General features: G+C 65.9%; 20 protein-coding genes, 1 tRNA gene and 2 pseudogenes. 12 read left to right on the forward strand and 11 right to left on the reverse strand.

Annotated elements, in window-relative coordinates:
* Positions 1-83: 83 nt before the first annotated feature.
* Positions 84-374, forward strand: coding sequence for a hypothetical protein (locus IW245_RS03375; RefSeq protein ID WP_197001736.1), 291 nt, complete (start codon positions 84-86; stop codon positions 372-374).
* Between the two features lie 221 nt (positions 375-595).
* Here the strand turns inward: IW245_RS03375 and IW245_RS03380 are convergent, their stop codons facing one another.
* The 3 genes and pseudogenes from IW245_RS03380 to IW245_RS03390 all read right to left on the reverse strand — a co-directional run.
* On the reverse strand, positions 596-1639 hold the full coding sequence (locus IW245_RS03380; RefSeq protein ID WP_197001737.1) for a hypothetical protein: 1044 nt from the start codon (positions 1637-1639) through the stop codon (positions 596-598).
* A 1-nt stretch (position 1640) separates the two neighbouring features.
* The gene (locus IW245_RS03385) at positions 1641-2135 is read right to left on the reverse strand and encodes a SigE family RNA polymerase sigma factor (RefSeq protein ID WP_372445072.1); all 495 of its coding nucleotides are present in this window, start codon (positions 2133-2135) and stop codon (positions 1641-1643) included.
* A gap of 234 nt (positions 2136-2369) precedes the next feature.
* Positions 2370-2944 (reverse strand): annotated as a pseudogene (locus IW245_RS03390) (FAD-dependent monooxygenase); the annotation flags it as partial.
* A 203-nt stretch (positions 2945-3147) separates the two neighbouring features.
* On the opposite strand from IW245_RS03390, the gene IW245_RS03395 reads away from it, so the two are divergent.
* A tRNA-Arg gene (locus IW245_RS03395) sits at positions 3148-3217 on the forward strand.
* 910 nt (positions 3218-4127) lie between these two features.
* Here the strand turns inward: IW245_RS03395 and IW245_RS42840 are convergent.
* Positions 4128-4379 (reverse strand): immunity protein TriTu family protein, encoded by a 252-nt coding sequence (locus tag IW245_RS42840; protein WP_504739612.1) that lies wholly within the window; start codon positions 4377-4379, stop codon positions 4128-4130.
* A 119-nt stretch (positions 4380-4498) separates the two neighbouring features.
* Here IW245_RS42840 and IW245_RS03405 point away from each other — a divergent pair, with 119 nt between their 5' ends.
* Entirely contained in the window at positions 4499-4987 is a 489-nt protein-coding gene (locus tag IW245_RS03405) for a hypothetical protein (protein WP_197001739.1), read from the forward strand.
* A gap of 92 nt (positions 4988-5079) precedes the next feature.
* On the opposite strand, the gene IW245_RS03410 is transcribed toward IW245_RS03405, so the two are convergent.
* The gene (locus IW245_RS03410; RefSeq protein ID WP_197001740.1) at positions 5080-5337 is read right to left on the reverse strand and encodes a MobC family plasmid mobilization relaxosome protein; all 258 of its coding nucleotides are present in this window, start codon (positions 5335-5337) and stop codon (positions 5080-5082) included.
* 451 nt (positions 5338-5788) lie between these two features.
* On the opposite strand from IW245_RS03410, the gene IW245_RS03415 reads away from it, so the two are divergent.
* Both IW245_RS03415 and IW245_RS03420 read left to right on the forward strand, forming a co-directional pair.
* Positions 5789-6145 (forward strand): hypothetical protein, encoded by a 357-nt coding sequence (locus tag IW245_RS03415; RefSeq protein ID WP_197001741.1) that lies wholly within the window; start codon positions 5789-5791, stop codon positions 6143-6145.
* Positions 6146-6389: 244 nt separating this feature from the next.
* Positions 6390-6824, forward strand: a complete 435-nt coding sequence (locus IW245_RS03420) for a hypothetical protein (protein WP_197001742.1) — start codon at positions 6390-6392, stop codon at positions 6822-6824.
* 471 nt (positions 6825-7295) lie between these two features.
* On the opposite strand, the gene IW245_RS03425 is transcribed toward IW245_RS03420, so the two are convergent.
* Entirely contained in the window at positions 7296-8312 is a 1017-nt protein-coding gene (locus IW245_RS03425; RefSeq protein ID WP_197001743.1) for a hypothetical protein, read from the reverse strand.
* Positions 8313-8522: 210 nt separating this feature from the next.
* On the opposite strand from IW245_RS03425, the gene IW245_RS03430 reads away from it, so the two are divergent.
* The 4 genes and pseudogenes from IW245_RS03430 (at position 8523) to IW245_RS03445 (ending at position 11955) form a co-directional block, all read left to right on the forward strand.
* The gene (locus tag IW245_RS03430; RefSeq protein ID WP_197001744.1) at positions 8523-9134 is read left to right on the forward strand and encodes a hypothetical protein; all 612 of its coding nucleotides are present in this window, start codon (positions 8523-8525) and stop codon (positions 9132-9134) included.
* 69 nt (positions 9135-9203) lie between these two features.
* Positions 9204-10106 (forward strand): annotated as a pseudogene (locus tag IW245_RS03435) (IS982 family transposase).
* Positions 10107-10357: 251 nt separating this feature from the next.
* Positions 10358-11641 (forward strand): AAA family ATPase, encoded by a 1284-nt coding sequence (locus IW245_RS03440; RefSeq protein ID WP_233473169.1) that lies wholly within the window; start codon positions 10358-10360, stop codon positions 11639-11641.
* 119 nt (positions 11642-11760) lie between these two features.
* Entirely contained in the window at positions 11761-11955 is a 195-nt protein-coding gene (locus IW245_RS03445; RefSeq protein WP_197001745.1) for a hypothetical protein, read from the forward strand.
* On the opposite strand, the gene IW245_RS03450 is transcribed toward IW245_RS03445, so the two are convergent.
* A complete protein-coding gene (locus IW245_RS03450) occupies positions 11948-12307 on the reverse strand; it encodes a hypothetical protein (protein WP_197001746.1) in 360 nt (119 codons plus the stop codon). The two genes, IW245_RS03445 and IW245_RS03450, sit on opposite strands and share 8 nt — an antisense overlap.
* Positions 12308-12359: 52 nt before the next feature.
* Between IW245_RS03450 and IW245_RS03455 the strand changes: the two genes are divergently transcribed.
* Complete coding sequence (locus tag IW245_RS03455; RefSeq protein WP_197001747.1) at positions 12360-12806, forward strand: tetratricopeptide repeat protein; 447 nt, start codon at positions 12360-12362, stop codon at positions 12804-12806.
* Between the two features lie 322 nt (positions 12807-13128).
* Here IW245_RS03455 and IW245_RS03460 read toward each other — a convergent pair whose 3' ends face one another.
* Positions 13129-17283, reverse strand: a complete 4155-nt coding sequence (locus IW245_RS03460; RefSeq protein ID WP_197001748.1) for a CHAT domain-containing protein — start codon at positions 17281-17283, stop codon at positions 13129-13131.
* Positions 17284-17409: 126 nt separating this feature from the next.
* Here IW245_RS03460 and IW245_RS03465 point away from each other — a divergent pair, with 126 nt between their 5' ends.
* Positions 17410-17799, forward strand: coding sequence for a hypothetical protein (locus tag IW245_RS03465; protein ID WP_197001749.1), 390 nt, complete (start codon positions 17410-17412; stop codon positions 17797-17799).
* The gene (locus IW245_RS03470; RefSeq protein WP_197001750.1) at positions 17799-18572 is read left to right on the forward strand and encodes a hypothetical protein; all 774 of its coding nucleotides are present in this window, start codon (positions 17799-17801) and stop codon (positions 18570-18572) included. Before IW245_RS03465 ends, IW245_RS03470 begins: the two co-directional genes overlap by 1 nt.
* Before the next feature lie 243 nt (positions 18573-18815).
* Here IW245_RS03470 and IW245_RS03475 read toward each other — a convergent pair whose 3' ends face one another.
* The 3 genes from IW245_RS03475 to IW245_RS03485 form a co-directional block, all read right to left on the reverse strand.
* Positions 18816-20069 carry an IS701 family transposase gene (locus IW245_RS03475; RefSeq protein ID WP_197001751.1) on the reverse strand — a complete coding sequence of 418 codons (1254 nt, stop codon included), beginning with the start codon at positions 20067-20069 and terminating at the stop codon, positions 18816-18818.
* Between the two features lie 300 nt (positions 20070-20369).
* Entirely contained in the window at positions 20370-20576 is a 207-nt protein-coding gene (locus IW245_RS03480; protein WP_197001752.1) for a pentapeptide repeat-containing protein, read from the reverse strand.
* A gap of 113 nt (positions 20577-20689) precedes the next feature.
* Positions 20690-22135 carry a SigE family RNA polymerase sigma factor gene (locus IW245_RS03485; RefSeq protein WP_197001753.1) on the reverse strand — a complete coding sequence of 482 codons (1446 nt, stop codon included), beginning with the start codon at positions 22133-22135 and terminating at the stop codon, positions 20690-20692.
* Between the last annotated feature and the right edge of the window lie 561 nt (positions 22136-22696).

The following is a 22696-nucleotide window of genomic DNA, read 5'->3' on the forward strand; positions in this document are numbered from 1 at the left end:
AGGGGCCGTGTACCGACTCTTGGCGCTGACTGATGTCGGCCAGGATCTCCTGAAACGTTGTCTGAATGTGGAGGTGTGCGATCTTGCAGGATGAATTGCTGAGCCGAGCTGTGATCGTCTACGTGTGGGGCAACCCGGCGTGGCAGGTGCCTTCTTCACATCCGGAAGCGGTACGCGATGTGTTCGGCGAACAAGCCGACCAGTTGCTGGTCCGTATCGAAACGCTCCTCCGAGAGGTCGGAACGATCCAGTTTGACGACGATCTGGCCATCTATTCTCGCCGAATCCAGGAAGCCCTACGCCTGAGTCATCCGGAGTTGAGCCGCGAGGCCGGCGTGGCCTTGGCCGGGAAGCTGACTTATGCGTGGCGTTAGATTCGGTCGCGTGTGGCCGTCGATCCTCACGTCCCGACCCTGCTGGCAGAACTCCCAGCTGGCGTGGCTGACGATCGGGGCAGTCCGCGCGGCCTGGGGGCCGCCGGAGTTGCCCCCGCCAGCCGTCACCGCGCTCCGGCACGTACCAGGCTGAATCCGCCGCAGGCCGGAATTCCGGATCCGGCGAGTGCCTCATCGGCGCCGGATCCGGAATTCGCGGCTCACCACCCGGCGGGAAGTAGTTTCAGCCCCTGGAGGACGGTCATGGAACTGCCCTTGCCCAGGCCCGTGACGCTGACGCCTGTGGTCATGCCGTCGGCCCCGTAGACCGTCACGTAGTCGTCCTTCGTGCTCTCCGTGTAGCCGACCGTCGCCGGGTGGCCGTCCACCGTCGTGCGCGTGGCGGTCGGCGGCTGGTCCTTCGGTATCTCCGCGCCCGGCCACGCCCGGACGGTGACCAGTTGCCCGGAGCCACCCGGCGAGCCGTAGGCGACCCGGACGGACCACGCCTGCGGCCGGCCGTCCTTGTTGACCAGGCCCGGGGTGTGGTCCACGACCACGTCCGCCACCGGCAGACCCAGCATCGTCGGCGGTGCCACGAACGGCAACGGAATCGGCTGGCCCGCCCCTATTCTCTCCGTCTCCGCCATGTGCACCAGCACAGCCTTCACCTCCTCGGCGGTCATGTGGGGGGCCAGCTCACTGGCCGACGCCGACGCTGACGCCCAGCCGCCCGGCGCGTACTCCCAGCGCAGCGCGAACATGCCGCCCTGCCCCCTGGCCGAGGTGTCGAGCCATCGACTGGGCACTCCGCGCACCGTCGGCCCCGGCGTCGTGTCGGCGGGCGTGGGTGCGTTCATGCCCTTGGTGTACAGGCCCAGGCCGAAGGGTCCCGCCTGCACGGCGACCCAGCTTCGACGCGCGTTCACGGACCGGTCCTCCGTCGTGCCGGGCGGCAGCCAGCCGAAATCCACATAGCTGATCAGCGGGTCGAATTCCTCCGGCAGCACCGCGCTCGGCGCGACAGTCGCAGTCGCGCTCGGAACCGTGCTGGGTGGCGTGGCCGGTGGTAGGGCCCGGCTGTCGCCCCGGCTGGCCAGCACGCCGGCGGCCAGCACCACCAGCACCCCTAGCCCGGCCGCACCCGACGTCACCAGCCGGCGTACCCGCCGGGTCCGCCGGCCTTCGCTGATCGCCCGGTCGAAGTCCACCCCGGATGCCGGCGCGTCCTGGAGGGCCTGCTCGAAGAGTTCACGGGTGTCCATCTCAGCTCTCCTGCGTGGTCAGGGTACGTCGAAGGGCGTCCAGGCCCCGGGCGGTCTGGCTCTTGACCGTCCCCTCCGAACAGCGGAGGATCTCGGCGGTCTCGGCCACAGACAGGTCGAGGTAGTACCGCAGCACCAGGGTCGCCCGCTGCCGCTCTGGCACTGCGCGCAGCGCGGCCCGCACCGTCAACCCCGTATCCGGGTCGTGTTCGCCCGTAGGCGCGACGCTGCGCTCCGGTGGTTCGGCGAACAGTCGGACCCGCGCGCGCCAGCCGGTCCGCTGCTCGCTGAGGAACACCCGCAGTAGCATCGTCCGGACGTAGCCGTCGAGGTTGTCCGTTCGGGACGCTTTGCGCCAGTGCACGTACAGCCGGGTGATCGTCACCTGGACCAGGTCGTCGGCCCGGTGCCAGTCCTGGCAGAGCAGGTAGGCCACCCTGCGCAGCCATGGCGTTCGAAGCCGGACATAGTCCACATAATATTGCTCATCACGCACCGTCATCCGCCTCTCGACTGTCTTCGTGCCTCTGACGCCACCGGCCCGGCGCGGGGTTGCATCCCTGCGCGACCTGAAGACGAAGAAGCGCCGCGGAGGCTCGGCTGTGTCTCGCCCGCCGACCGGCCACGGGCCATCGAGCGTACTCAGGCCGGGTCGAAGACCAGTGCCGCGTGCTCAGCTGACTGCGGTCCCGAGCCACGTGGCCAGCTGGTCGGGCAGTTCCTGCTGGTCCTAGCCGACCCACACCACGTGCCCGTCCGGCCGCAGCAGCACGGCGGGCACGTCAAGCTCCTTGCTGACCTCGACGACGTGGTCGACCCGGCCCGCCCAGCCCGCCACCGAGAGACGGCCGGTTTGGTCGAGCAGCAGCGCGCGGCCGGCGTGCAGCAGCTCATAAGGGCGACCCTGCTACAACTCCACGTAGCTGAGCCGCCGGCCGAGCAGTTCATGCCCCTCGCCGAGGTCGTAGCGGACCCCGATCGCGATGATGTTCTCGAGCAGGTACCGGTTGACGTCGTCGATGTCGATTAGCTTCGACACCAGCCGGCGCACCGCCCGCGGTCCCGGCTCGAGCGACATCAGGTGCATCTGCACGCGGTTGATGTCCAGCACCGCCGCAGCCACCGGGTGCCGTTCGGCGTGGTGGCTGTCGAGGAGTCCCGCCGGTGCCCAGTCGCCCACTCCGCAGCCAGTTTCCAGCCAAGATTGAACGCATCCCGGATGCCGAGGTTGAGGCCCTGTCCGCCCGTCGGCGGGTGGATGTGGGCCGAATCATCGGCCAGGAGCACCCGGCCCACCCGGTAACGCGCCATCTCAGCCCGCAGGTGACGGGTTCTGCGGCGGTTGGCCCATAGGAGGTCCATAAGGACCTGCACCGGTAGCAAGGAGAACGGGATCGGCCAGCCACCCCAGACCTGACGGATCGGGCGCTCCGTGGGGAATATCTCCGCGAGCGCGCGGCCGACAACGCCGAGACCGAGACCGGGCCGGCGTACCCGGGAACATCCCCGCGAGCGCGGGGCCGACAGAGCATCTGACTACGGATCAGAAGGTTAGGGGTTCGAGTCCCTTCGGGCGCACTTATAGGTTGACCAGGCCCCATCCCCCGAACGGGGGATGGGGCCTGGTTTGTTTTCCGGGCTGGAGCCTCGGCGGAATACCCGCGCTTCCCCTCGTATCCCCGCGCGTAACCGCGACACACGAGGAACAACGGAGCAACACGGAGCTGCTGTAGCGCGGGCGGAATGGGCCGAGTGGCGGGTCGCGTCAGACGATTCGGCGCAGGGGCCTGGTCATGGGCGGATGGGAGCCTTGCGCACAGCTGTAGTCGAGCCATGAGCGCAGGGGCATGTGGCCGTCGCTCCGAGACCCCGCAGTGCACGTTCGTGCGTAGGGAACCAGGGTCGACACGGTCGGTGGAGCCTCGCGCCACCCAGCCTGCGAGAACGCGGCCCGCAGATCCTTAGCCCCTGGTAACGCCCAGTCCTGTGCCTTCGCCGTCATCGGTCGCCTCGTGCGCCCAGCGCGCAGCTTTACCAGCGGGCCGCCGACGGCGGCGACGTGACCGCGCTCATCCGCCTCGCCGACCTCCTGACCCGGCGCGGCGACCACGACGAGGCCGAGCTCCTGTAGCGCCGGGCCACCGGCGCCGGCGACATCGCCGCGCTCAGCCGCCTCCGCCGCCAGACCACTGCGCCCACCTCCCTCGCGCACCTCCGCCGAGTCCTCGAAGCCGCCCGCCAGGCCGGACGCATGCTGGTTAACCAGGCCGCCGCTACCGAACCCGTCACTCAGTTAGATCAAGGTGTGCTGCCGGGTCCATGATCGAGGGGTGGACGACCCAGCCGGCCGCGCTGGCCCGGAGACTTGGTGTGCCGGTGGTCCGGGGTCAACCGGGTGACCCCGCTGCGTTAGCCAACTGCGGCATTGTGGTTGACGGCCCGGGATCAGCTTGGCGTTGTGTGGGGGTGGGTGCCCCTATGGGTTTGGTCAAGCGCGGGGTGAGCTCAGTTTCGTGGTGAGTTCGGCGAGGCAGTGGTTGAGGTCGTCGAGTGTGTCGAACTCGTAGTGGGTGCTCCCGACGGTGTCGGTGGTGAGGTTGACGACGTCGAGTTCGGCTTCGCCGCTGGTCCAGACGGTGAGGTGGGCTTCGAAGTCTGCGGACTGGCAGGTGATCCAGGCTGCTGACTTGTCTCGGGTCGGGCCGACTGTGAGGGTCAGGTGATGGCCGCGGTCGCCCAGGTCGGGGCGTGGGAGTTCACGGCGTTGGCGAAGTCGGCCAGGTCGAGGTCCATCACGTTGGTCACCTTACGGGGACTGCCCCCGGTTCCCGGCTGGCGGCTATGATCCGGCGACTATCGATGACCATGAAGGGCGTGGCCATGTCTGAGACGATGCGGGCCCCGGAGAAGACGGCCCCGGCGCTGTGGCGGCGCGACCTCGTGGCAGTGACCGCGGTGATCGCGCTCGCCCTGATGTTTCAGGGCAAGGGTCTGCTCGCCGGGCTGTGGGAACCGCTGCGCTGGGTCGCGGTGCTGCTGTTCTTCATCGGTCTGTGGTTTCTGGCGGTCAGCGCACGCGCTGTGCACCCTGACAAGCCCATGACGCTATCGTTCGGCTTCTTCACCCTCGCCCTCGCACTGGCCCTGTGCTGGTTGGGCCCGGGGGCGGGCGGCCTGATGCGTGTCAGATACGACGGCGAGCACACTGTGTGCGGTTCGATTGGCCGGGTACAGGACGGTTTCTTGCCAGTCACCGAGGAACAAAACCCTGACGACAACGAAACAGGCGGGCTGAACCGGATCCCCGTCAGCCAGATCAAGGCGATGTGGAACGTCAAAAAGTGCTGAACGACGGCTCGGCGACCGAGCGACGATAGATCCCTCCAGTGGCGAGGTGGACATCTCCTCGCGCACGGATTCCCGATCAGGCTCGATCCGGTCTACAGGCGCTGACCGCTGAGGGACGCGGACAGTTCCCGGGTGGCCTGGCGGATGAGGAAGTACAGCTCGACGAGCTCGTCCGGCACGGGCTGGGCCTGTTCGGTGGAGTTGGCGACCTTGGCGAGCTGGTTGATGTTCGTCCCGATCCCGCGCACCTGGCTCTCCAACGAGACGAGTTCGTTCTGCCTGGCCGCGAACTGCTCCCACAGCCGGGCGACCACGGCCGCGAACTGCTCGACGACACCCACCTGCTCCATGCCCCCATCCTGCCGCCAGGCCCCGTCACGGCGGACCGGTGCGGCCAGCCGGGCTACCTGGGGGTTCGACAACCGGTGACTATCTTGCCCGGATATGATCTGTTGTGGCCGTTGAGGGGTCGACGGTCCTGGGGTCGTCGGCGCACCTGGAACGGTTGAGGGGCTGTCCAGGACGGCGCGGACCCCACCCGCCGTGGGGTGGGGTGGCGTCGCGCGCTGGCCGTTGTCCGAACGCCACCCCGGCCGCCCCGCTGGTTTCGTCGTCGCGGCTCCCCAGATCGCGCGCACGGCGGAGACGATCACCGGCCGCACCGCAGCAGTCCCCGCGGCCGGCGATCCTCTCCTGTCGCACTGATGAGCCGGGCCGGCGTGTCCGGGACCGGCGCACCTCGGGTGCGGGGGAGGCTCGCGGAGACGGGACCGGTACGCGGCCCTGGGCGGGGAAGGTCTGATGATGCCGGCACAGCACGCCGATCTCGGCGCGGTCTACACCACTGTCCTGGAGGAGGTCGACGCCGCCGCGTGCGCGTTCGACGACTCCGACTGGGCTCAACTGGCCGGTGCCGCCGACCGCCTCGCCGAGGCCGCCGCCCAGCTCCGCGACATGGCCGACGTCGCGTACGACCGGGGCGTTGACGGCCGCTCCGCCAAGGAGGTCTACGCCGACCTCGCCGAGCACGAGCTCCTGGGCGACCTCGCCGAGTTCCTGCACCCGACCCTCGCAACCGCCCACGGCACCGCCGGACACAACCGCCTCGCGGTCCTGCTCGAAGAGATCAGGCCGAAGCTGAAGCCGGGAACGCCCTGAGCTGGCCAAACGCGGGCTACCAGTTGATAACTCATGTTATTAACTGACCGGCGCTCCAGCCTTTTCCCAAATCCCGGGAATTGGTCAGCTCCCGGCCCAGCGCGGCCGGCGGCGTCGAGGGCGTGGAGCGCCACCAGGTCGTGGTCGGTGAACGCGCTGGGTGAAGGCGATCTGAATGCGGGTGCCAATAGCTTTCGGGGCAGGGCGGAACGCTTCCGCCCTAGTCACGGAGGAGGTCCAACGCATGAAGTGGCCAGTTCGTTTGGCGGGAATCGCGCTCGCCGTCAGTGCCGTCGCCGCAGGCGTATTCGTCACACCGCAGGCCGCCCTGGCGCGCGGTGGCTGCGCTGATGGCGAGGACCCGTCGACGTTTTCCACCCACCGGACGGTGCGATCGGTTCGGGCCGCCAGCGGCGCCCTGTACGAGTTGCGATACGACGATGTAACTCAATGCGCGTGGGGGCGGATCTCCCAGGGCCACAGTTTCGACTCGTTCTGGGTGGATCGTGCAGCCTCGCTGACGGAGGCTTACGCCGGCCATTGGGAGCCGCAGTTGGGGTACGGCTTACTCACCCAAGGCGTCACCGGCGCCTACACCGGGGCTTACAACGACTCTCCGCAGGTGATGCGTGCCTGTGGGAGCTCCAACGGGCAGATCGTGTGCACGCAATGGTTCTGACCTCCGCGCGGTCTGTCTAGGTCGCCGGCGTCTTGGTTTCTTGGTAGATAGCTGGCTTTCCAGGAACCAAGGAACCAGAGCAGGAGGGCGGGCCGCGGCTGGCTGCCGCGGCCGGTCACCGAGTGGCCTTCCGTTCTGTCTGCCCCACCTGCCGTGGCCGGCTGACGCCGGGTGGCCTCGCTCCGCGACCCAGTCAGCCTGACGAACATCGAGACGGAGACGGGCTGGCCAGTGGACAACCAACCCGGGTGTGGACAACCACCCCCAGGTCAGCCGTGCGGCCTGCCGGTGGCACCCTCGTCCTGAACACGCCGAGGCCCCGACCTGATGGTCGGGGCCTCGGCGTGCGGGGTCAGTACGCGTAGCGGGCGAGGGGGTCGTTGTCGTTCCACATGGTGTTGAGTCGGGTGACGGTGCGCTGGTAGGCGGCTTCCTCGGTGACGGTGAGGAAGGTCAGGCAAGCCACGCGATCTACGCCTCCGACCGCCACTGCCGGATCCACGATTCGCCCACGTACCGCAAGGCGGCCGTGAGGCTCACGTCGAGCAGGGCGTCCCCAACGCCCCCGAACCGCTGCAACGCGTCCACGTCCCGCCGGTCAAAGTCGAACTGCGACGAGGTCGGCACGTTGGCCGGCAGCCGGCTCCGCAACGAGATCCTGCGGTAGATCAACAACTGACACATCAGCATCCGCCAGTACGTAGGGCGGTCCTGCGGGCGGAAGTTGTACAACGGATTACAGAACAGTCCCAACGACTTGACCCGGCTGTCGCCCGGTGACGCGTACAGCTCCAGGTAGCGGCTCTCGAATTCCTCCCTGGTGGTCAACCGCCCGGCATCCCGATGGATGCACAGCTCGATGGCCGGATCCAGCCGGCCCCGAGTGAGTCCTTGCCACCAGTACGTCGCCGGATCCGCGGCCCGCTTCTGCCGCCAGCCGGGCACCACCGGGTCGTACCGCAGCGCCGGGTCGATCGCGGCGATCACGTAATCGTCGAGGTGCACCTGGTAGGCCGCGCGGGCCAGGGTGTAGATCTCCGAGACCCGCTGGTCGTAGCTGAGGTCCACCAGAGTGAGCTTCTCGGTCAGCAGTGTGTGCAGCGCGAGCGGCTCGAGGAGCGCCCGGGCCAACGAGATCACCTCGGAGGACCTGCTGAGCATCCAGAAAGCGTTGATGTCGCGGGTGGCGCGCAACTCGGGCCAGCGGCGCCCGTCGGCCAGGTCGATGATTCGTGACGCGGCGAAGTCGCAACTGTCGGCCAGCTTGATGATCAAGGGCTCGGCCTCGTCGTAGATCCGTTTCCGCGCGGCGTACTCGTACTCCCGGCGGCTCTGCTCCTCCGCCGACTCGCGGGCCAGGCTCACCTTCAGTACCTCGAGCTCCCGGCTCGTGCGGCGGGTCGCCCGCGACACGTAACCGGCCGAGACTAGGGCGAGCAGCGCGGAGAGCGTGGCAGTGCCTGCGGTCAGAACGTCACGTGCCGACATCCGCTCAGGGTAGTGGTTCCCGCCGATATTCCCCACCGCCGTCAGTGCACGCTGACCGGCCGGTGCCGAGGTCGCAGAGTAGGCGCCGACAATGGTGAACGGTCCCGGCTGTGAGGTCGTCCGAAGCCGGTAGATTGATGACAACAGATTGCCCTGAATCTACGATCGACGTGACTCTGGTCGATGCAGTAGGTCAGGAGGCTGGGCGCGATGGTCGATGAACGACGTCTCTCGGACGCGGTCGCACAGCCGATAATCGCGGCATATCGGGCGGGTGGATTTGCGCTAGCCCTGCTTGTCCTGGGTGCCTTGCTGATGCTGAGCGGTGCCACCTTGGCTAGCGGTGTGTTCGGCTATGTCATCGTGATTCTTGGTTTCGTCCTGGTCATCGCGCCGTGCTACTTCTTTTACGTTCGAGAGATTCGTCCGCTGACCCGCGCCCAGGCCGCAGGGGAGCAAAGCCGTGAGATGCTCGATACGATCCAGGACGTCGCAGTCATGATGACGGAACTGACGCTCCAGTATCAGGCGCTTGCCTTCAAACATGCGGACAAAGTGGCGTCGGCCATCGAGACCGTTAGACCGATCGTGAGGTCGATCGGATTTCTCAACAAGGTGGCGGATCACCCGGCTGTCGTGAGTACAGACAACCTTGCCCGGTCCATCGTTCGCGTAACGGGCAACGCACGGGATGTTCTCGATGACGTACACGCGGCACTTATCGCTTCCGACCCGACCGAGCTGCGGAAATACCTCGCGAAGTTGCAGTCATTGAAGGCTCGGACGGTCGAGGTTCTAGCCGCCGCCGACTCAGCTAGATGATCGATTCCCGGTCTGAGCTGGGACATCGGCACCCGTAGACGTGGGTGGAGGGTATCCGTTAGTCGGTGTGTGAAGACTGACTTGGATACCCTCCTGATCGCACTGTATGTCGAGATCGATGACCATGTGGTGCCGGCTCGCCGGAGAGCCGTTCGGCCTGGCGCGTTCGGGCTGAAGCTCTCCGATGCGGAGTTGGTGTGTCTGGCCGTGGCGCAGGTGCTGCTGGGGTTCTCTTCTCAGCATCACTGGCTGCGGTTTTGTGCGAGCAGGCTCGGGCATCTGTTCGGCGTATCTGCCGCGGCAGCCCGGCTATCACAAGCGGTTGCGGGCTGCTGCGGCGTTGATCTGCGCCGCGACGCATCGGCTGGCGTCGCAGATCCCGTCGGCCACCGATGACATGCGGCTCATCGACGCGTCGCCGTTGCCGTGCGGCATGTCGCGGGAGACGGTGAAACGTTCCGAGCTGGCCGGGTGCGCCAGTTACGGCTATTGCGCGTCGCATTCGCGCTGGTACTGGGGGTTGAAGCTGTATCTGGTCACCAGCCTCGACGGCATGCCCTACGCGTGGTGTCTGGCCGATCCGAAGCTCGGTGAGCGCGAGGTTGCCGCCGAACTCCTCGAACACGCCCGTGACCAGCAGTTCCTCGCTGGCGGTGTCGTGTTGATCGGAGACAAGGGCTTCGCTGGGGCCGACTTCGCCCGCCAGATGACCGAACTCGGCATCACGTTCGTGCGTCCCGACCGGCGTGACGAGACCGCCGACATGGGAACCTCGCCCCGATCCGTCAACGCATCGAATCAATCTTCGACACGTTGAAAGGCCAGCTCAGCCTGGAACGACACGGCGGACGAACACCCGCCGGGATATTCGTCCGCATCGCTCAACGCATCCTGGCCCTGGCCGCCGCGATCTGGCACAACTGGCTCACCGACGCACCCGTAAAACGCTCACTCATCGCCTACGACCACTAGTAACCCCAGCCCACACCAGGAATCGATCATCTAGTGTCGTTTGTGGAGTCCCGAGCGGAGGGCCACCGCGATTCCGAACTGTACTGGGCAGCTTGCCGCGCAGTCGAGAGCGGTGCAGACCCGAGCGTGTTTGACGACCTGGTGGGCGCGGCCTGCCGAGCTGGCCTGAGCGTTGCGGAGGCGCGCAGGACAGTCGACAGCGCCCGCCGACGAGTGGCCTAAAGGGAGTGACAAAACTGAACATCGTTGACGTGAACAGCCTGCCGGAGCCACTCCCGCAGGCTGATATTGATGGTACGCGCCGCCTGCGCCTGACGCCCGCCTCGGCGATCAGGGTCCGCCCGGTGCACTGGGTATGGCAGGACCGGATGCCGTCCGGTGCGCTGACCCTGATTCCGGGCCGTGAGGGCATCGGCAAGTCGCTGACCCTGGTGTGGTTGACCGCCCAGCTCACCCGGGGCACGCTGCCGGGCATCCACCTGGGCACGCCGCGCCCAGTGTTCTACGCGGCTACCGAGGATTCCTGGGGCCACACCATCGCGCCGCGCTTGATCGCGGCCGGGGCCGATCTGGACATGGTGTACCGGGTCGAGGTCGACATCGACGGCGTGGGCAGCATGGCACCGCTCGCGCTGCCCCGGGACAACAACGCACTCGCCGCCGAGATCACCCGCCTCGGCGTGGCGATGCTGGCCCTCGACCCGCTGATGTCGGTGCTCGGCGCGGGCATCGACACCCACCGGGACCGAGAGTTGCGCACCGCGCTGGATCCGTTGACGGCGCTGGCGGACAGGACCAGCTGTGCGGTCGCGGGGCTGGCGCACTTCAACAAGGCCAGCAGTGCCGACGCTCTCAACCTCATCACCGGGTCGCGGGCCTTTTCGGCAGTCGCACGCGCTGTGGTGTCGATCGTGCGTGACCCCGACGACGAGGACGGCGCGTGCGTACTGTCGCAGTCCAAGAACAACCTCGGCCGCCTGGACCTGCCGTCACTGCGCTACGTCGTGGACTCCGCTGAGATCCCCACCGACGAGGGACCGGCCTACGTCGGTCGGCTGCGGTTCACCGGCGAGTCCGACCGCAGCGTGTCCGACATCCTCGCCGAGCGTGGCGATGCCGACGAGCGGGCCGAGCGCAACGACGCCGCCGACTGGTTGCGCGAGTTCGTCATCGAGTCCGGCGGACAGGTCGAACGTGATGAGCTGGTCAAGGCCGGCAAGATCAACGGGTTCGCGATCCATACGTTGCAGCGCGCCCGCAAGCGCGCCGGGGTGGTCATCGAGAACACTAGAACCAAACCGCGCCGCACGCGGTGGCGCCTCGACGCGGACACCGAGGATGGCCAGTCGTCGCAGTCGCAACAGTCACGACAGGGTGTCGGGGACTCGGTGACAACCGTCGCCACTGTCGCGACTACGCCGAACGCGGGCGCCACCCTGTGCCCGACCTGCGGCGAGACGTTCACCGGCTACATCGGCATCCACCGCGCCAACTGCACTGGCAGGGTAGGCGCGTCAGGATCACTGGCCGCGTAGTGCGAGACCGTCCGGAGCGGCCCTCTACGCGCACGCTCAGAGTCGCGTACACCTCTTTGACCAGGGCACGGCCATGGACGCTCCACGGCCGTGCCCCGTCTTACGGAAGGATGGCAGCCATGACCCACCCGACCACGCCCGCGCCGCTCGGCCCCGAGGATGTGCACGCCGCCGCAGCGACCCTTCGGAAGATCATCGCTGCCGTGGAGTCCGGTGCACTGGACGCGCACCCGTTGATGCTCGCTCGGCTGACTGGCGCGCTCGATGTGCTCGACGTGCTGGATACAGGGCGAGCCGATGGGGCTGCTAGGTGAGCTGGCAGGCGGAGCCGCACGCGGGGCACTGGGCGCGCTTCGCGTTGGACGTGACGGGTAACCCGCAGGTCTTGCACTGTCCGTCTTCCCAGAAGCCCTGATCAGGGCCGAGCCGATTGCCGTAGTAGGCACGGTCCGGCCACGCGACGGCTGACAGATCTGCCGGGTCGTGGTCTTCCTCGGGGGCGTCCCTTGCCCAGAGGGTTGCCTGAGCGAGTATCAGGGTGGCGCGGTAGCTGCCTTCCGACTCATCGTGAAGTGGCAGGACTTCCCGCAGCACGTCGACCAGTTCTCGGGCGTCGAGTTGTCGCAGTTGCCCCACGAGCCGTTCGCGTGCCTCGTCGCAGATCATGGCCGACACCATAGGGGCGAACGACGGCCGTACGCCAGATCGTTTACAGCTAATGGACCTGGAGATCTGCCGGGAACTCGGCGACCGGCACGGCGAAGGCGCGGCCCTGAACAACCTCGGGACCGCGCTACGTGAGGTACGCCGTTTCGACGAGGCGATCGACGCCCTCCAACAGGCCGTGGACATCGCCCGGGAGTTCGGCGACCGGCACGGAGAAGGCATTACCCTGAACAACCTTGGGCTCGCGCTGCAGGAGGTGCGGCGGTTCGCCGAGGCGATCGAAGCCCACCAACAGGCCGCTGACATCGCCCGCGAGCTCGGCGACCGGCACGGCGAAGGCCAGGCTCTGGGCAATCTCGGGATCGCGTTGCAAGAGGTGCGCCGGTTTGACGAGGCGATCGGGTGCCTGGAGGAGGCATTACGGGCGTTCATCGAGACCGGGGACGATCACAACGTCGGAATCCTGCGCGACTGGCTCGACCGGCTCGGCGATTCGTAGGACGGGCACTCGGCGCTTTGAGTGGGCAGCTTCAGGTAACACCCAATATCTGAAGCTGGCTCCCGGAGTGACTTCAGATATCACGTTCCAGGCGGGTTTCGATCCCACCGGAATCACTTCAGATATCACGGCCGCTGTTCCGCAGCCCCGACGGCACGGCCCTGGCCATTGTCATGCTGCGAACCCGGTCGAGAGCACCTGCCACCTCCGACTCGAATACGAATCCCCTCATGGAGCAGCACCATCACATCTCCAAGTGGCCACCGTGACAAGAGAGCTGTCGCCGGGCATCGGTGCTTCTGTACCGCTCGCGGTGCGAGTATCAGTGTCCCAGGTGGATGAATGGTGCCCATCGACTCGGAACGCAGCGGCCTTCCTGGCGGTCGATGTCCCGAAGCGCACGTACTGCCGAATGTAGAGCGGCAGCGGCGCTGCGGGGGCTGGCCCCGTTGGAGGCCAGGAAGGTGCGATATACGTGCGCCGCGACTTCAGCAGCAGAGTTATCACCTATCGACCATAGGGTCGAGATCACCTGTCGGTACCCTGCCATTTGGAATGCGGTGGCCAGGGACATGGCCTCATCGATGAGCTGGACTCCGCCGACGGCTGTCACGCAGGCTGACAGGTAGGCGAGTTCCAGTCCGGTTCCTTGACGGCTGGCGATGTCGACGATGGATAGGTCTGCGTCGTGGAGGATCAGGTGGCTGGAGGATGGGTGAGTGAGGGACTGGCTGCCGTGGCAGGCGAAATGTACCGAGGGGTGGTTGCCTAGTTCGCTTAGCACCGCTTCTCTGGTGGCATCGGGCCCGTTCAGGAGTGTGAGTTGGGTTCCGAACAGGTCTGAAAGCAGTTCGCGCTCCACCTTCACAGACGGCAGCGGCAATTGTCCTGGTGTATTGGGCAAGGTGACGGCCAACATTTGTTTTGTCCGTGCGGGTCCCTCCGCTGCGGCTCTGGCTTTGAGTAATGCGTGCAAGGAAGGCGTATAGGAAGAGATCACTCGATCCATGACAGTGCGCCCCTGGCTGGGGGCCGCGTGATGATCCCCGCCCGCGTGTAGCGGGACTAGTGTCAGTGGGCCAGTCGCGCACCACCACAATCGGGGCCAGTTGGCGTCTGGTCTCGGAATTTCGGTATAGCCCAGCGCAGTCAAAACTGGAAGGCATACCAGCTTCCACAGTTCCATGAGGGTTGCGGAGATCGCCTGCTCCAGGATCACTCGATCGAATTGCGATTGCTTCCCTTGGGCGAATATTTGCAGAGCGGTCAGGTATTGGTTGGTCAGGTCGCGAGCCAGATCCCACGAAAGGTCGGGAAGCGGCACAAGGTCCACGCCTTCATTACGCACGATCAGAGCATCGCATCGGACGCTCGATACATTCACGACGACCACCGGTCCGCCCGCAGCAGCGGTTCGCAGCTCCTCCCAGCCTCGTGATCGGAGGAAGTATTGGAATTCGGGGAGCCCGCGAACCTGACGTATCAGTGTGGCCCATCGGTCCGCGAGAGCCTTTCTTCGGTCGGCGAGTACGGTGGCCGCGTGCTGTGGTTCAGGGAGGGGCGACCGGACTTCGGGCCATTCATCAAGTTCCGTACGGAGTCGTTCCAGCTCCGTGGCCAGTTCCGGATGGATCTGATGCAACTGTGTGAAGTCTCCTCTTGCCTCCAGCAGTTGGGTCCACAGAACCGATCGGCCGTGCTCCAGTAGCTCTACTGCCCGTTCCCATTGTCCCAGTTCTATGGCGCAGGCGGCAGCTCTGGATGCCAGCCCCGTCCACTCCGTTGCTCTTTGCTCCCGGGTCTCGCGGTCAAGTGCCCTGGACACCGAAAGTGGCACCAGTTCGACTGCTGCGGAGAAACCCTCAAGGGCCGCACCGAACAACGCGGTCCGACGGTGGCCAGCAGGCAACCTTAGTGCCATCGAAAGGGTCGCCTGACCCCAACTAGTTGCTGCCCGAAGTCGAGCCGAGATCGTGCCTGTCTCAGTATCGACTGCGGTTCGCCAATGCCCGAGCGCCTCGCTGAGGTCTTGGTCGCCAGTGTTTTGTCGGAATCGGCTCCAAAGTTTGTTAGCCAGGTTCGCCGTCCATGCGGCCATGTCGGGGTGGCCACCCGGCGTGACGAGAAGTACGCGCCTGGCTAGATCAATCGCTGTGGACAGGTCCGCCAGGTCACCCGTGTGCTCAAACCAGGCATGGCTGGCTGTGGACAAATTTCCGAGGCATGCGCCATAGGAAGGGCTGTCGGCACGTACCAGGGTCGTCGACAATCGGAGTGCTTCAAGGCTGCTGGTCAGATCCTCGATCGAATGTGAGGCTCGGTATCGTCCCAGCAGCGCAGTGCCGAGCAACTGCAGATGCCCCGGGTAGTCCGCGTCCGTTGGGGTAGTTGCCTTGACAGACCGGCGTAGCACGTCGATAGCCGCATCAATATCTGATCGATCGCCTAGGCGCTGATGGCGTACGTAGAGTGCCGCCGCCAGAATCTGCAGGGTCCCCGTAGTATTAGGAGCCCCTGACTGGTTGCGGGTTACGGCGTCGCGTGCGGTACTGACGGCCTCGTCCAGATCGTATGAGTCTCCGATCTGGTCAAACCTGCTCAGCAGTGCTGCGCTCAGGTTACTCAAGTACATTGCGTGCTGTGCGGATGTGCCAGATATCCTGACTACCTCGCGCTGGAGGTCCACCGACTCATGCAGGTCGGACACGTCACCCAGATGAGCGAATCTACGCCGCAGGGCCGCGGCGAGGGTGTTCAAGCACATCGCACGGGAGTTGTCATTTGTGGAGTTGACCAGGATTGACTGTCGGCCAACAGCGATCGCCTCAGTGAGACTGTCAACTTCTCCGGTCGCCTCGAAGCGCGTCAACAAGGCGTCGCTGAGGTTGTTGAGTCCAGTCGCCCGTTCGCGAGCGTCACCCTTCAGGCTCTCTCGCAATACTGCGATGGCCTGCATCAGATCTGTCGCAGTTCCAGTTCGCTCGAAGCGACGGCGGAGCGCGGCGCCCAAGGTGAATTGGGATGCAGTTCGGTTGGCACTGCCAACCTCGAAGCCTTCGGATGCCTGTGCGAGAAGCTCTACCGCCGCATCGAGATCAGCGGTTTCGCCACCCCACTTTGCGCGTTGGAACAGAGCCGTACCGAGATTGCCTAGACAGGCGAAGTAGAGCGGTTCGGATGGGTCAATGAGCAAGCTGGCATTTCGCAGTGCCTCGATAGCGCTGGATAGATCATCGGAATTGCTGGATCGCTCGAAACTCCGGCAACTCGCTGCCCCGAAAGTCACGAGCAGGTGCACATTTGATGGATGGTCACGAGGGATAACCAGCAGACCATCCCGCAAGACATTCAACGCCTCGTCGAGATCAGTGTCCAAGCCAGAGTATTCGAACCTGCGAACCAAAACAATGGCAAGGGTGCCAACGTAGGCGTAGTAGTCTTCATGCTTCGCGGAGGTCTCCGCGACAGACCTACGCCAGCCGTCAACGGCGGCATCCAGGTCGGAAGGGTCGCTCAGCGTGGCCCAGAAGCCGGGAACCCCCGCTGACGCCTTACCTAGCGTCGACACCAGGTTGGCGAGATACATTGGCCGGCTGGCGTCACTGTCCGGACACTGGACGATCACCTGTCGAAGCAGGGCGATCGCCTCGTCTAGGTAGCCCTGATCGCCTGCGTGCTCGAAAGCCAGGACAAGGGCAGTGCTTAGGTTGTTGAGGGACTCGATCCGATGATGATCGTCCCTTCCTTCCGTCGCGATCGCCTCGCGGAGAACGCTGATCGACTCCCACAGGTATGCGGGAACGGTGTCGCACCGATACTTCTCCTGCAATATCGCGCCGAGGTTGGACAGGCAGTTCGTGCGGTGCTCGCCCTTCTGCGGGACATGGGAAAGCGCCCAGCGCAGCAGGGTTTCACCAGAGTGGAGATCATCTACGTCGCCGCCTGATTTGAAGCGGTTCGCCAAGGCGCCACTCAGGTCGACGACGCTGCGTCCGAAGTCGGGATCGTCCAGTCTGGTGGTGGACACGACGCGGCCGAGATAGTGGATCACCCGATCAAGGTGCTCCCTGTCGCCGTCACGATTCCACAGATCCATGCTCCCGTTTGCCCAGAATGTCCATACCGCGCGAGCGTCATCAACGATGTCCCCAGGCAGCGACTGAGGCTCAACATCACTGAGCAGCCGAAAGAGGCCTGCCGCATTGGACTGATCCAGAGCACGCTCATCCCCGGATCGCGCCAAGGCGCGAGTCGCGTACAGCTTGGCTAGGACGCCTACGGCCTCAGCGTCAACGGCGTCCAGTTCACATTCGATCCCGCCAGTGCCCATTCCCGTAGCCCGGATCAGTGAAACGGTGTCGCCCCATGCGCCCTCGTAGAGGACGCCTGCGGGGTCCCCATGGTCCAGGTACAGCGCGATCCTGGAGCGGATGTCCCGCAGCAGCCGGTCTCGGGCTTGTCTGTCGACCAACACCACGCGGCCCACCCTGTCGTTGAGGCATTGATGCATTAGTATCAATCTTGGCCCTAGCAGGTTGACAACAGCGGCAAAGCGTGACGTCACCGGACACGTGCACCTCGACCGCTGGATCAAGCAGGTGGGATGATGGCGGTGACAGACCCGATCGACGAGCAGTGGGCCCGGGCCTGGTGGTGTGGCCATCTCACCGAACTGCGCACGGCTGCCAATCTAGCCGGCTGGCGTGACCTGTTGGACCGGATCTTTCAACAGATACGTCAGGGCGGCAGCGCGCTATCGGGGTTCCGGCAACTTGGCGGGCAAACGGAGCCGACGCGCGACAGTCAATCCTCGGCGGGCACTGAGCAACTGTGGAGTCCAGTCCACGTCAACAGTGTCTACCACTGCCCTAATGTGGATGATCGGTGCCGCCTGAAGGCCAGCAGGGACGAACATGGCCGATGGCCGCTCTGTCACCTCGGGTCAGATCCAGACGGGATGCCGATGACGCCGATCGCTCAGCCGGCCGACTGATGCTGGAAGGATTTTTCGTCGAGGCGGGCAAGAAGATTTCCGATCGATGGATGGCATCGGTGCTGCTACCGGGTTTGCTGTTCCTTGCGATTGCGGCCTGTGCGGCCTCGCCTGGTCGACACGGCCCGATTGACCTAGCAGCTATCGCCGGTTGGTTCGATCGGCTGCTGTACCAGCAGTATCCAACCGCGGCCGGTCGCACGACGCTCTTCGTTGTCGTGATGATCTCGGCCGCAGCAACGGCGTTGCTGATGCGGTGGGCCGGAATCGGCATCGCTCGGCTCTGGCTCGGCCAGACCCGATGGCTACCGTGGCGACGTGCCACGCCCCCTAGGTGGTCGACCCGGATAAGCGAGCACCTTCGGCGGGTAGAGCAGTATGTCAACGCCGAATACGGAGTCGCGATGGCCCTTGTCTGGCCGCGGCTGTGGCAGATAACTCCGGACGGCGCGAAAAGGGAGATTCAGGCGGCATGGGATCGATACGCGTCAGCGACGATTCGAGCCGCTTGGGCCTTGCCCTACCTCGCGCTCGCCGTGGCCGAACTCTGGTGGCCAGGCCTGTTGATTGCGCTCGGATTGTCGGTGACTGCCTGGCTGCGGGCCAGCAGCGCCATCCGGGCGTTCAGCCAACTGGTCGAGGCGACCGTTGATACCCAACTCCGCACCTTGGCTGACGTTCTAGGCGTTCTCCTGCCGCACAGTCGGGTCATGCCCGCGCAGGGGGCGATCATCAACGAGCTCCTCAACAAGGGCCGCACTGTCTCCGGGTAGGCAATTCCTGGGAATCGGAGGCGTCGCGATGGGGGAGGCGGCCCACGCTCCTGAACGACGCGGACTTGACCATCGCGCGGGGGTGGTCTGACGTCCTGGGTCTGATCACCGCACTAGTAGTGCTTCGTCATGATCTGGGTTTTTCGCGGGGTCTTGTTGTAGGGAAACGGGTTTGGCAGGTGGGGCATGCGCCGGTCAGGCGGGCGAGGAGTGCTTGCAGGTCGCGGAGCACGCCGTAGAGGGTCAGGCCGGCGCGTGGACTTTTGGGTGTAGTCGTTGCAGGGTGCAGAAGGCGTGAGCTGCGGCGACGAGGGTGACGTGGTGGTGCCAGCCGGCCCATTTGCGGCCTTCGTAGTGATCCAGGCCCAGGCCGGTCTTGAGTTCGCGGTAGTCGTGCTCGACGCGCCAGCGGAGCTTGCAGGCCGCGATCAGCTTGCTGCGGCCCATCGCGGCGGGCAGGTCTGACAGCCAGTACCGGGTCGGTTCTTTCGCGCTGGCGGGCCATTCGGCGATGAGCCAGACCTCGGGCAGGTCCTGGCCTTTGTGGAGCCGCCGGGAGGCGACGCCGGCCGGTCGCACCCGGGTGAAGACGAACCTTGAGGCCATCGGCCGGTGTCGTCCGTGCCGCATCTTCGATCCGATGCGCCAGGCCACTCGAACAGCGGCTCGGTGTCCCCGGGCTGTGATGAAGGCTTTGACCGTGACCGGCTCGTCGCGATAGACGGCCAGGGGCCGCGGTCCCAGCCCGCTGTAGGGCACCGTGGTGCGCACCGCCCCGGCAGGCAGGACCCGCAGATCCTCGGCGACCTGCACCGCGTAACGGATCCCGCGTTGAGTCAGACCGTGCCGGAAGTACGCGTTGCTCCCGTAGCCGCAATCAGCCACAAGAACCGGCGGCACCGGGATGTCCCAGTCAAGGATCTCGTCTATCGCGTCCAGGGCCAGCCGCCACTTCTCCCGGTGGACCTCCGCCTCGGGCAACGCGCACCGCGCCCGGCGATGGGCGATGTCCGAAGGAGCCTTCACCGAGCCCGGATCCCACGACTCGGGCACGAACAACCGCCAGTTCACCGGACACGACGCCTCATCCGAGGCCAGGTGCACGGTCGTGGACACCTGACAGTTTCCCGTCTTACCCAACGTGCCGGAGTACTGACGGGCCACACACGGCGACGAAGTCCCGGACTTCGGGTAACCGGTGTCATCGACCACCCAGCCCGCAGGCTGAACGACCGGATACATCCGCCGGGCGATCGCCGCCCGCACCGGCACCGGATCCCACGGCGTGTTCGCCAGGAAATGCTGCAACGACTGCTCATTGACCTCACCCAGACGAGCCGCCATCGGCTGCACAGACTTACGCCGACCATCCGTCATCAACCCGACCAGGTACGCCGCCGAACGATCCTGCCAACCCCTCCGCGTCAACGACGCGAACACCTCACCCACGAACCCCTCAAGATCGGCACGAAGCCGGTCACCCTCACGGACATCCATACACTACAAACGACCAACACCCCAGATCATGACGAAGCACTACTAGGGCCGAGTGGGGAACTGGGGATGTTTCAAGACAAACTCTGCGTCGGCTCCGCGCCGGCCGCGCCCTCCGCTGCGGGGACCTCAACCAGCGGATGCCACCCGTCGACCGCCGTACCAGTTACCCACCCTTGTGGCCACCAGCGCCGCGACGATCCGGGGGGTCTTCAACCGCCCGCGCCTCGCGGAACTTGGCACCGCCCGTGGTCAAGGTCGCTCGATGAAACCCGGCATCTCCATGAAGGTCGCCCTGTTGGATCAGGCGTTCCCAGTGAAGGTCGCACTGTCGAACAGCGCGTCCCCGGTGAAGGTCGCCTGGGTGAACCAGGCGTCCCCCGTGAACGTCACGCTGCCGAACCTGGAGACACCGGTGAACCAGGCGGTGTTGAGGCGGCAGTGGTTCATGTTGAGGTCAGTGGGGGTGGCGCCGGCGAGGTTGACCTCGATGTCCCAGTAGGACGCCATGCGCCTGGCCTTCGAAGAAATGCTCCACTGGCTCGGCGAGTCCTACGGATACTCCACCACCGACGCCCAATTACTCCTAACCGCCGCCGCTCCGTACTGGACTGGTCGTGTGCTTAGTTGTTGGGGTATATCTCCACGTACCAGTCGCCGGTCAGGTACCGGGCCTCGATGGTGATGGTGACCGGGGTGCCCGGCGGAATGTCGGGGACGGCGGGTCCCTCGTAGTCGTATCCGGGCCCTGACCTCAGGTCTCTGACGTGTCCGGAGGCTTTGTAGTCCCACCAGGTCTGGGTCTGTGTCAGGGTGCCGTTGACGCTGAGGAGCAGTTGGCCGGGCGCCTGTGTGTGATACACGACCGTGAGATGGCCCCATGAGACGGTGGCGCTGGGGTTGTCCGCGGACAGGACGGTGTAGTTGAGCTCGGACGGCAGGCGCTTGTCCAGCGGTGTGAGGTGCGCGGGCCGGGCCGGTAGCGGGTATTGCTCGAACGGCACCGGCTCGCCGAGGGCGACGGCGACGTTGACGTCGGTCGGGACGGTCGCCGGGACCGGATGCGTGCCGCCGTGTGCGTCGTAGGGCACCGGGTCTGTGAGGGTGACGGTGACCGGTTCACCGAGCCGGAGCTTGAGCGGGGCCAGCTCGGCCTGTGTGTAGTACGTGTAGCCGTTGTCGGGTTCGTTGACGTTGCACGTCACGCCGTGCGGGGCCGGTTTGCCGTCGAACAAGACCGTGGAGAACGTCACGTGCAGGTCCTCCTTCTCCGGCCGGGTGCAGTGGAAGAAGAACCCGACGTCGAGGCTGGCCGGGACCCAGGTGACTGTCACCGGCCCGGTCACCGTGCCCTTGCCCACAGCGACGACGTGGTAGCCGTCGTGGTACTCGGCGAACCCGCCGATCCGCCGTTCGGCCGGTGGCATCGACGTGTTGACCCGGGGCGTGACGAGCACCCCGAGCACCACGGCGAGTACCACCGCCGCGACCACCCCGACCACGGCCAGCCGCCGGCGCCGGTCGATGCGGCCCCGAACCGCGACGAGCCGCTGCGTGCCGGCCGGCTGCTCCGTCAGGTGCGGTTCGGGCAGCTCGCGCAGGGTCGGGTCGAGGCGGAGCTTGGCCAGCCCCTTGGCCGCGTAGTTCTTCACCGCCCCGGCTGACACGCCCAGGGTCTCGGCGATCTGCGCCTCGGACAGGTCCTCGAAGTACCGCAGTACCAGCACCGCCCGCTGCTGCCGGGGCAGGCGGGTCAACGCCCGCCACACCTCGTCGCGGTCCTCGACCTCGCCCTGCGCACCAGACCAGGCCCGTTCCGGAAGCACCGCCGTCGGATGCTCAGCGGTCCACCTCCGCCGCCACCACGAGTTGAACGTGTTGACCAGCACCCGGCGCACGTACGGCTCCGGGTCCTCGTCGATCCGCCGCCACGCCGACCACGCCTTCACCAGCGCCGTCTGCACCAGATCCTCCGCCGCCGCGTGATCACGCGTCAGCAGCAACGCCAACCGCATCAGGCGCTGTGACCGCGTGATCACGAACTCGTCAAACCCCGTGCCGGCCGTCATCCCGCCGTGCCCTCCCTCGATCGGTGTGAACCTAGTACCCGACGGCGAGGCGATTCGGTTGGACGACCCGGCCAACAAATTTCCCGACCACCGTCGCCGACCGGCCCCCGCTGGCCGACCTGCTCACCGCAGACCACGCCGACCGGCTTGCCGCCGGGCTGACCGGTCAGCGCGGCTGGCAACGCTGCCCGCGCGGGCGGGCCTGATCTTCAGGGCACTGGTCGAAGTGTTCCCGCCAACCAGGATCATCGAGGATAAGCGGTTCACGGCGGAATACTTGTCGCTCCGCCACAGTGGGCGTTGGGTCGTTGAGTCGGGAGCGCCGTCGTTAACATGCGCGCCGTTTGGTCGACGGCGGTGTGTACTCGTGATCGTCTGAGATCCGCCACCAATTCGGCGACGACGGTCTTGAGAGCCTCGTTCACACGGCGCAATTCGACATTCTCTTTCCGTAGTTCATGAGCCCAGTCGACTGCGGTGCGGGGGTTTTGGTTCAGGCTTCGACCCTCGGCTTCGTCTTGGCGGACCCAGGCGCGGACGGACTCGGCAGATTTGACTCCG

Origin of the sequence: Longispora fulva, from assembly GCF_015751905.1 — a bacterium.
Taxonomy (GTDB): Bacteria; Actinomycetota; Actinomycetes; order Mycobacteriales; family Micromonosporaceae; genus Longispora; species Longispora fulva.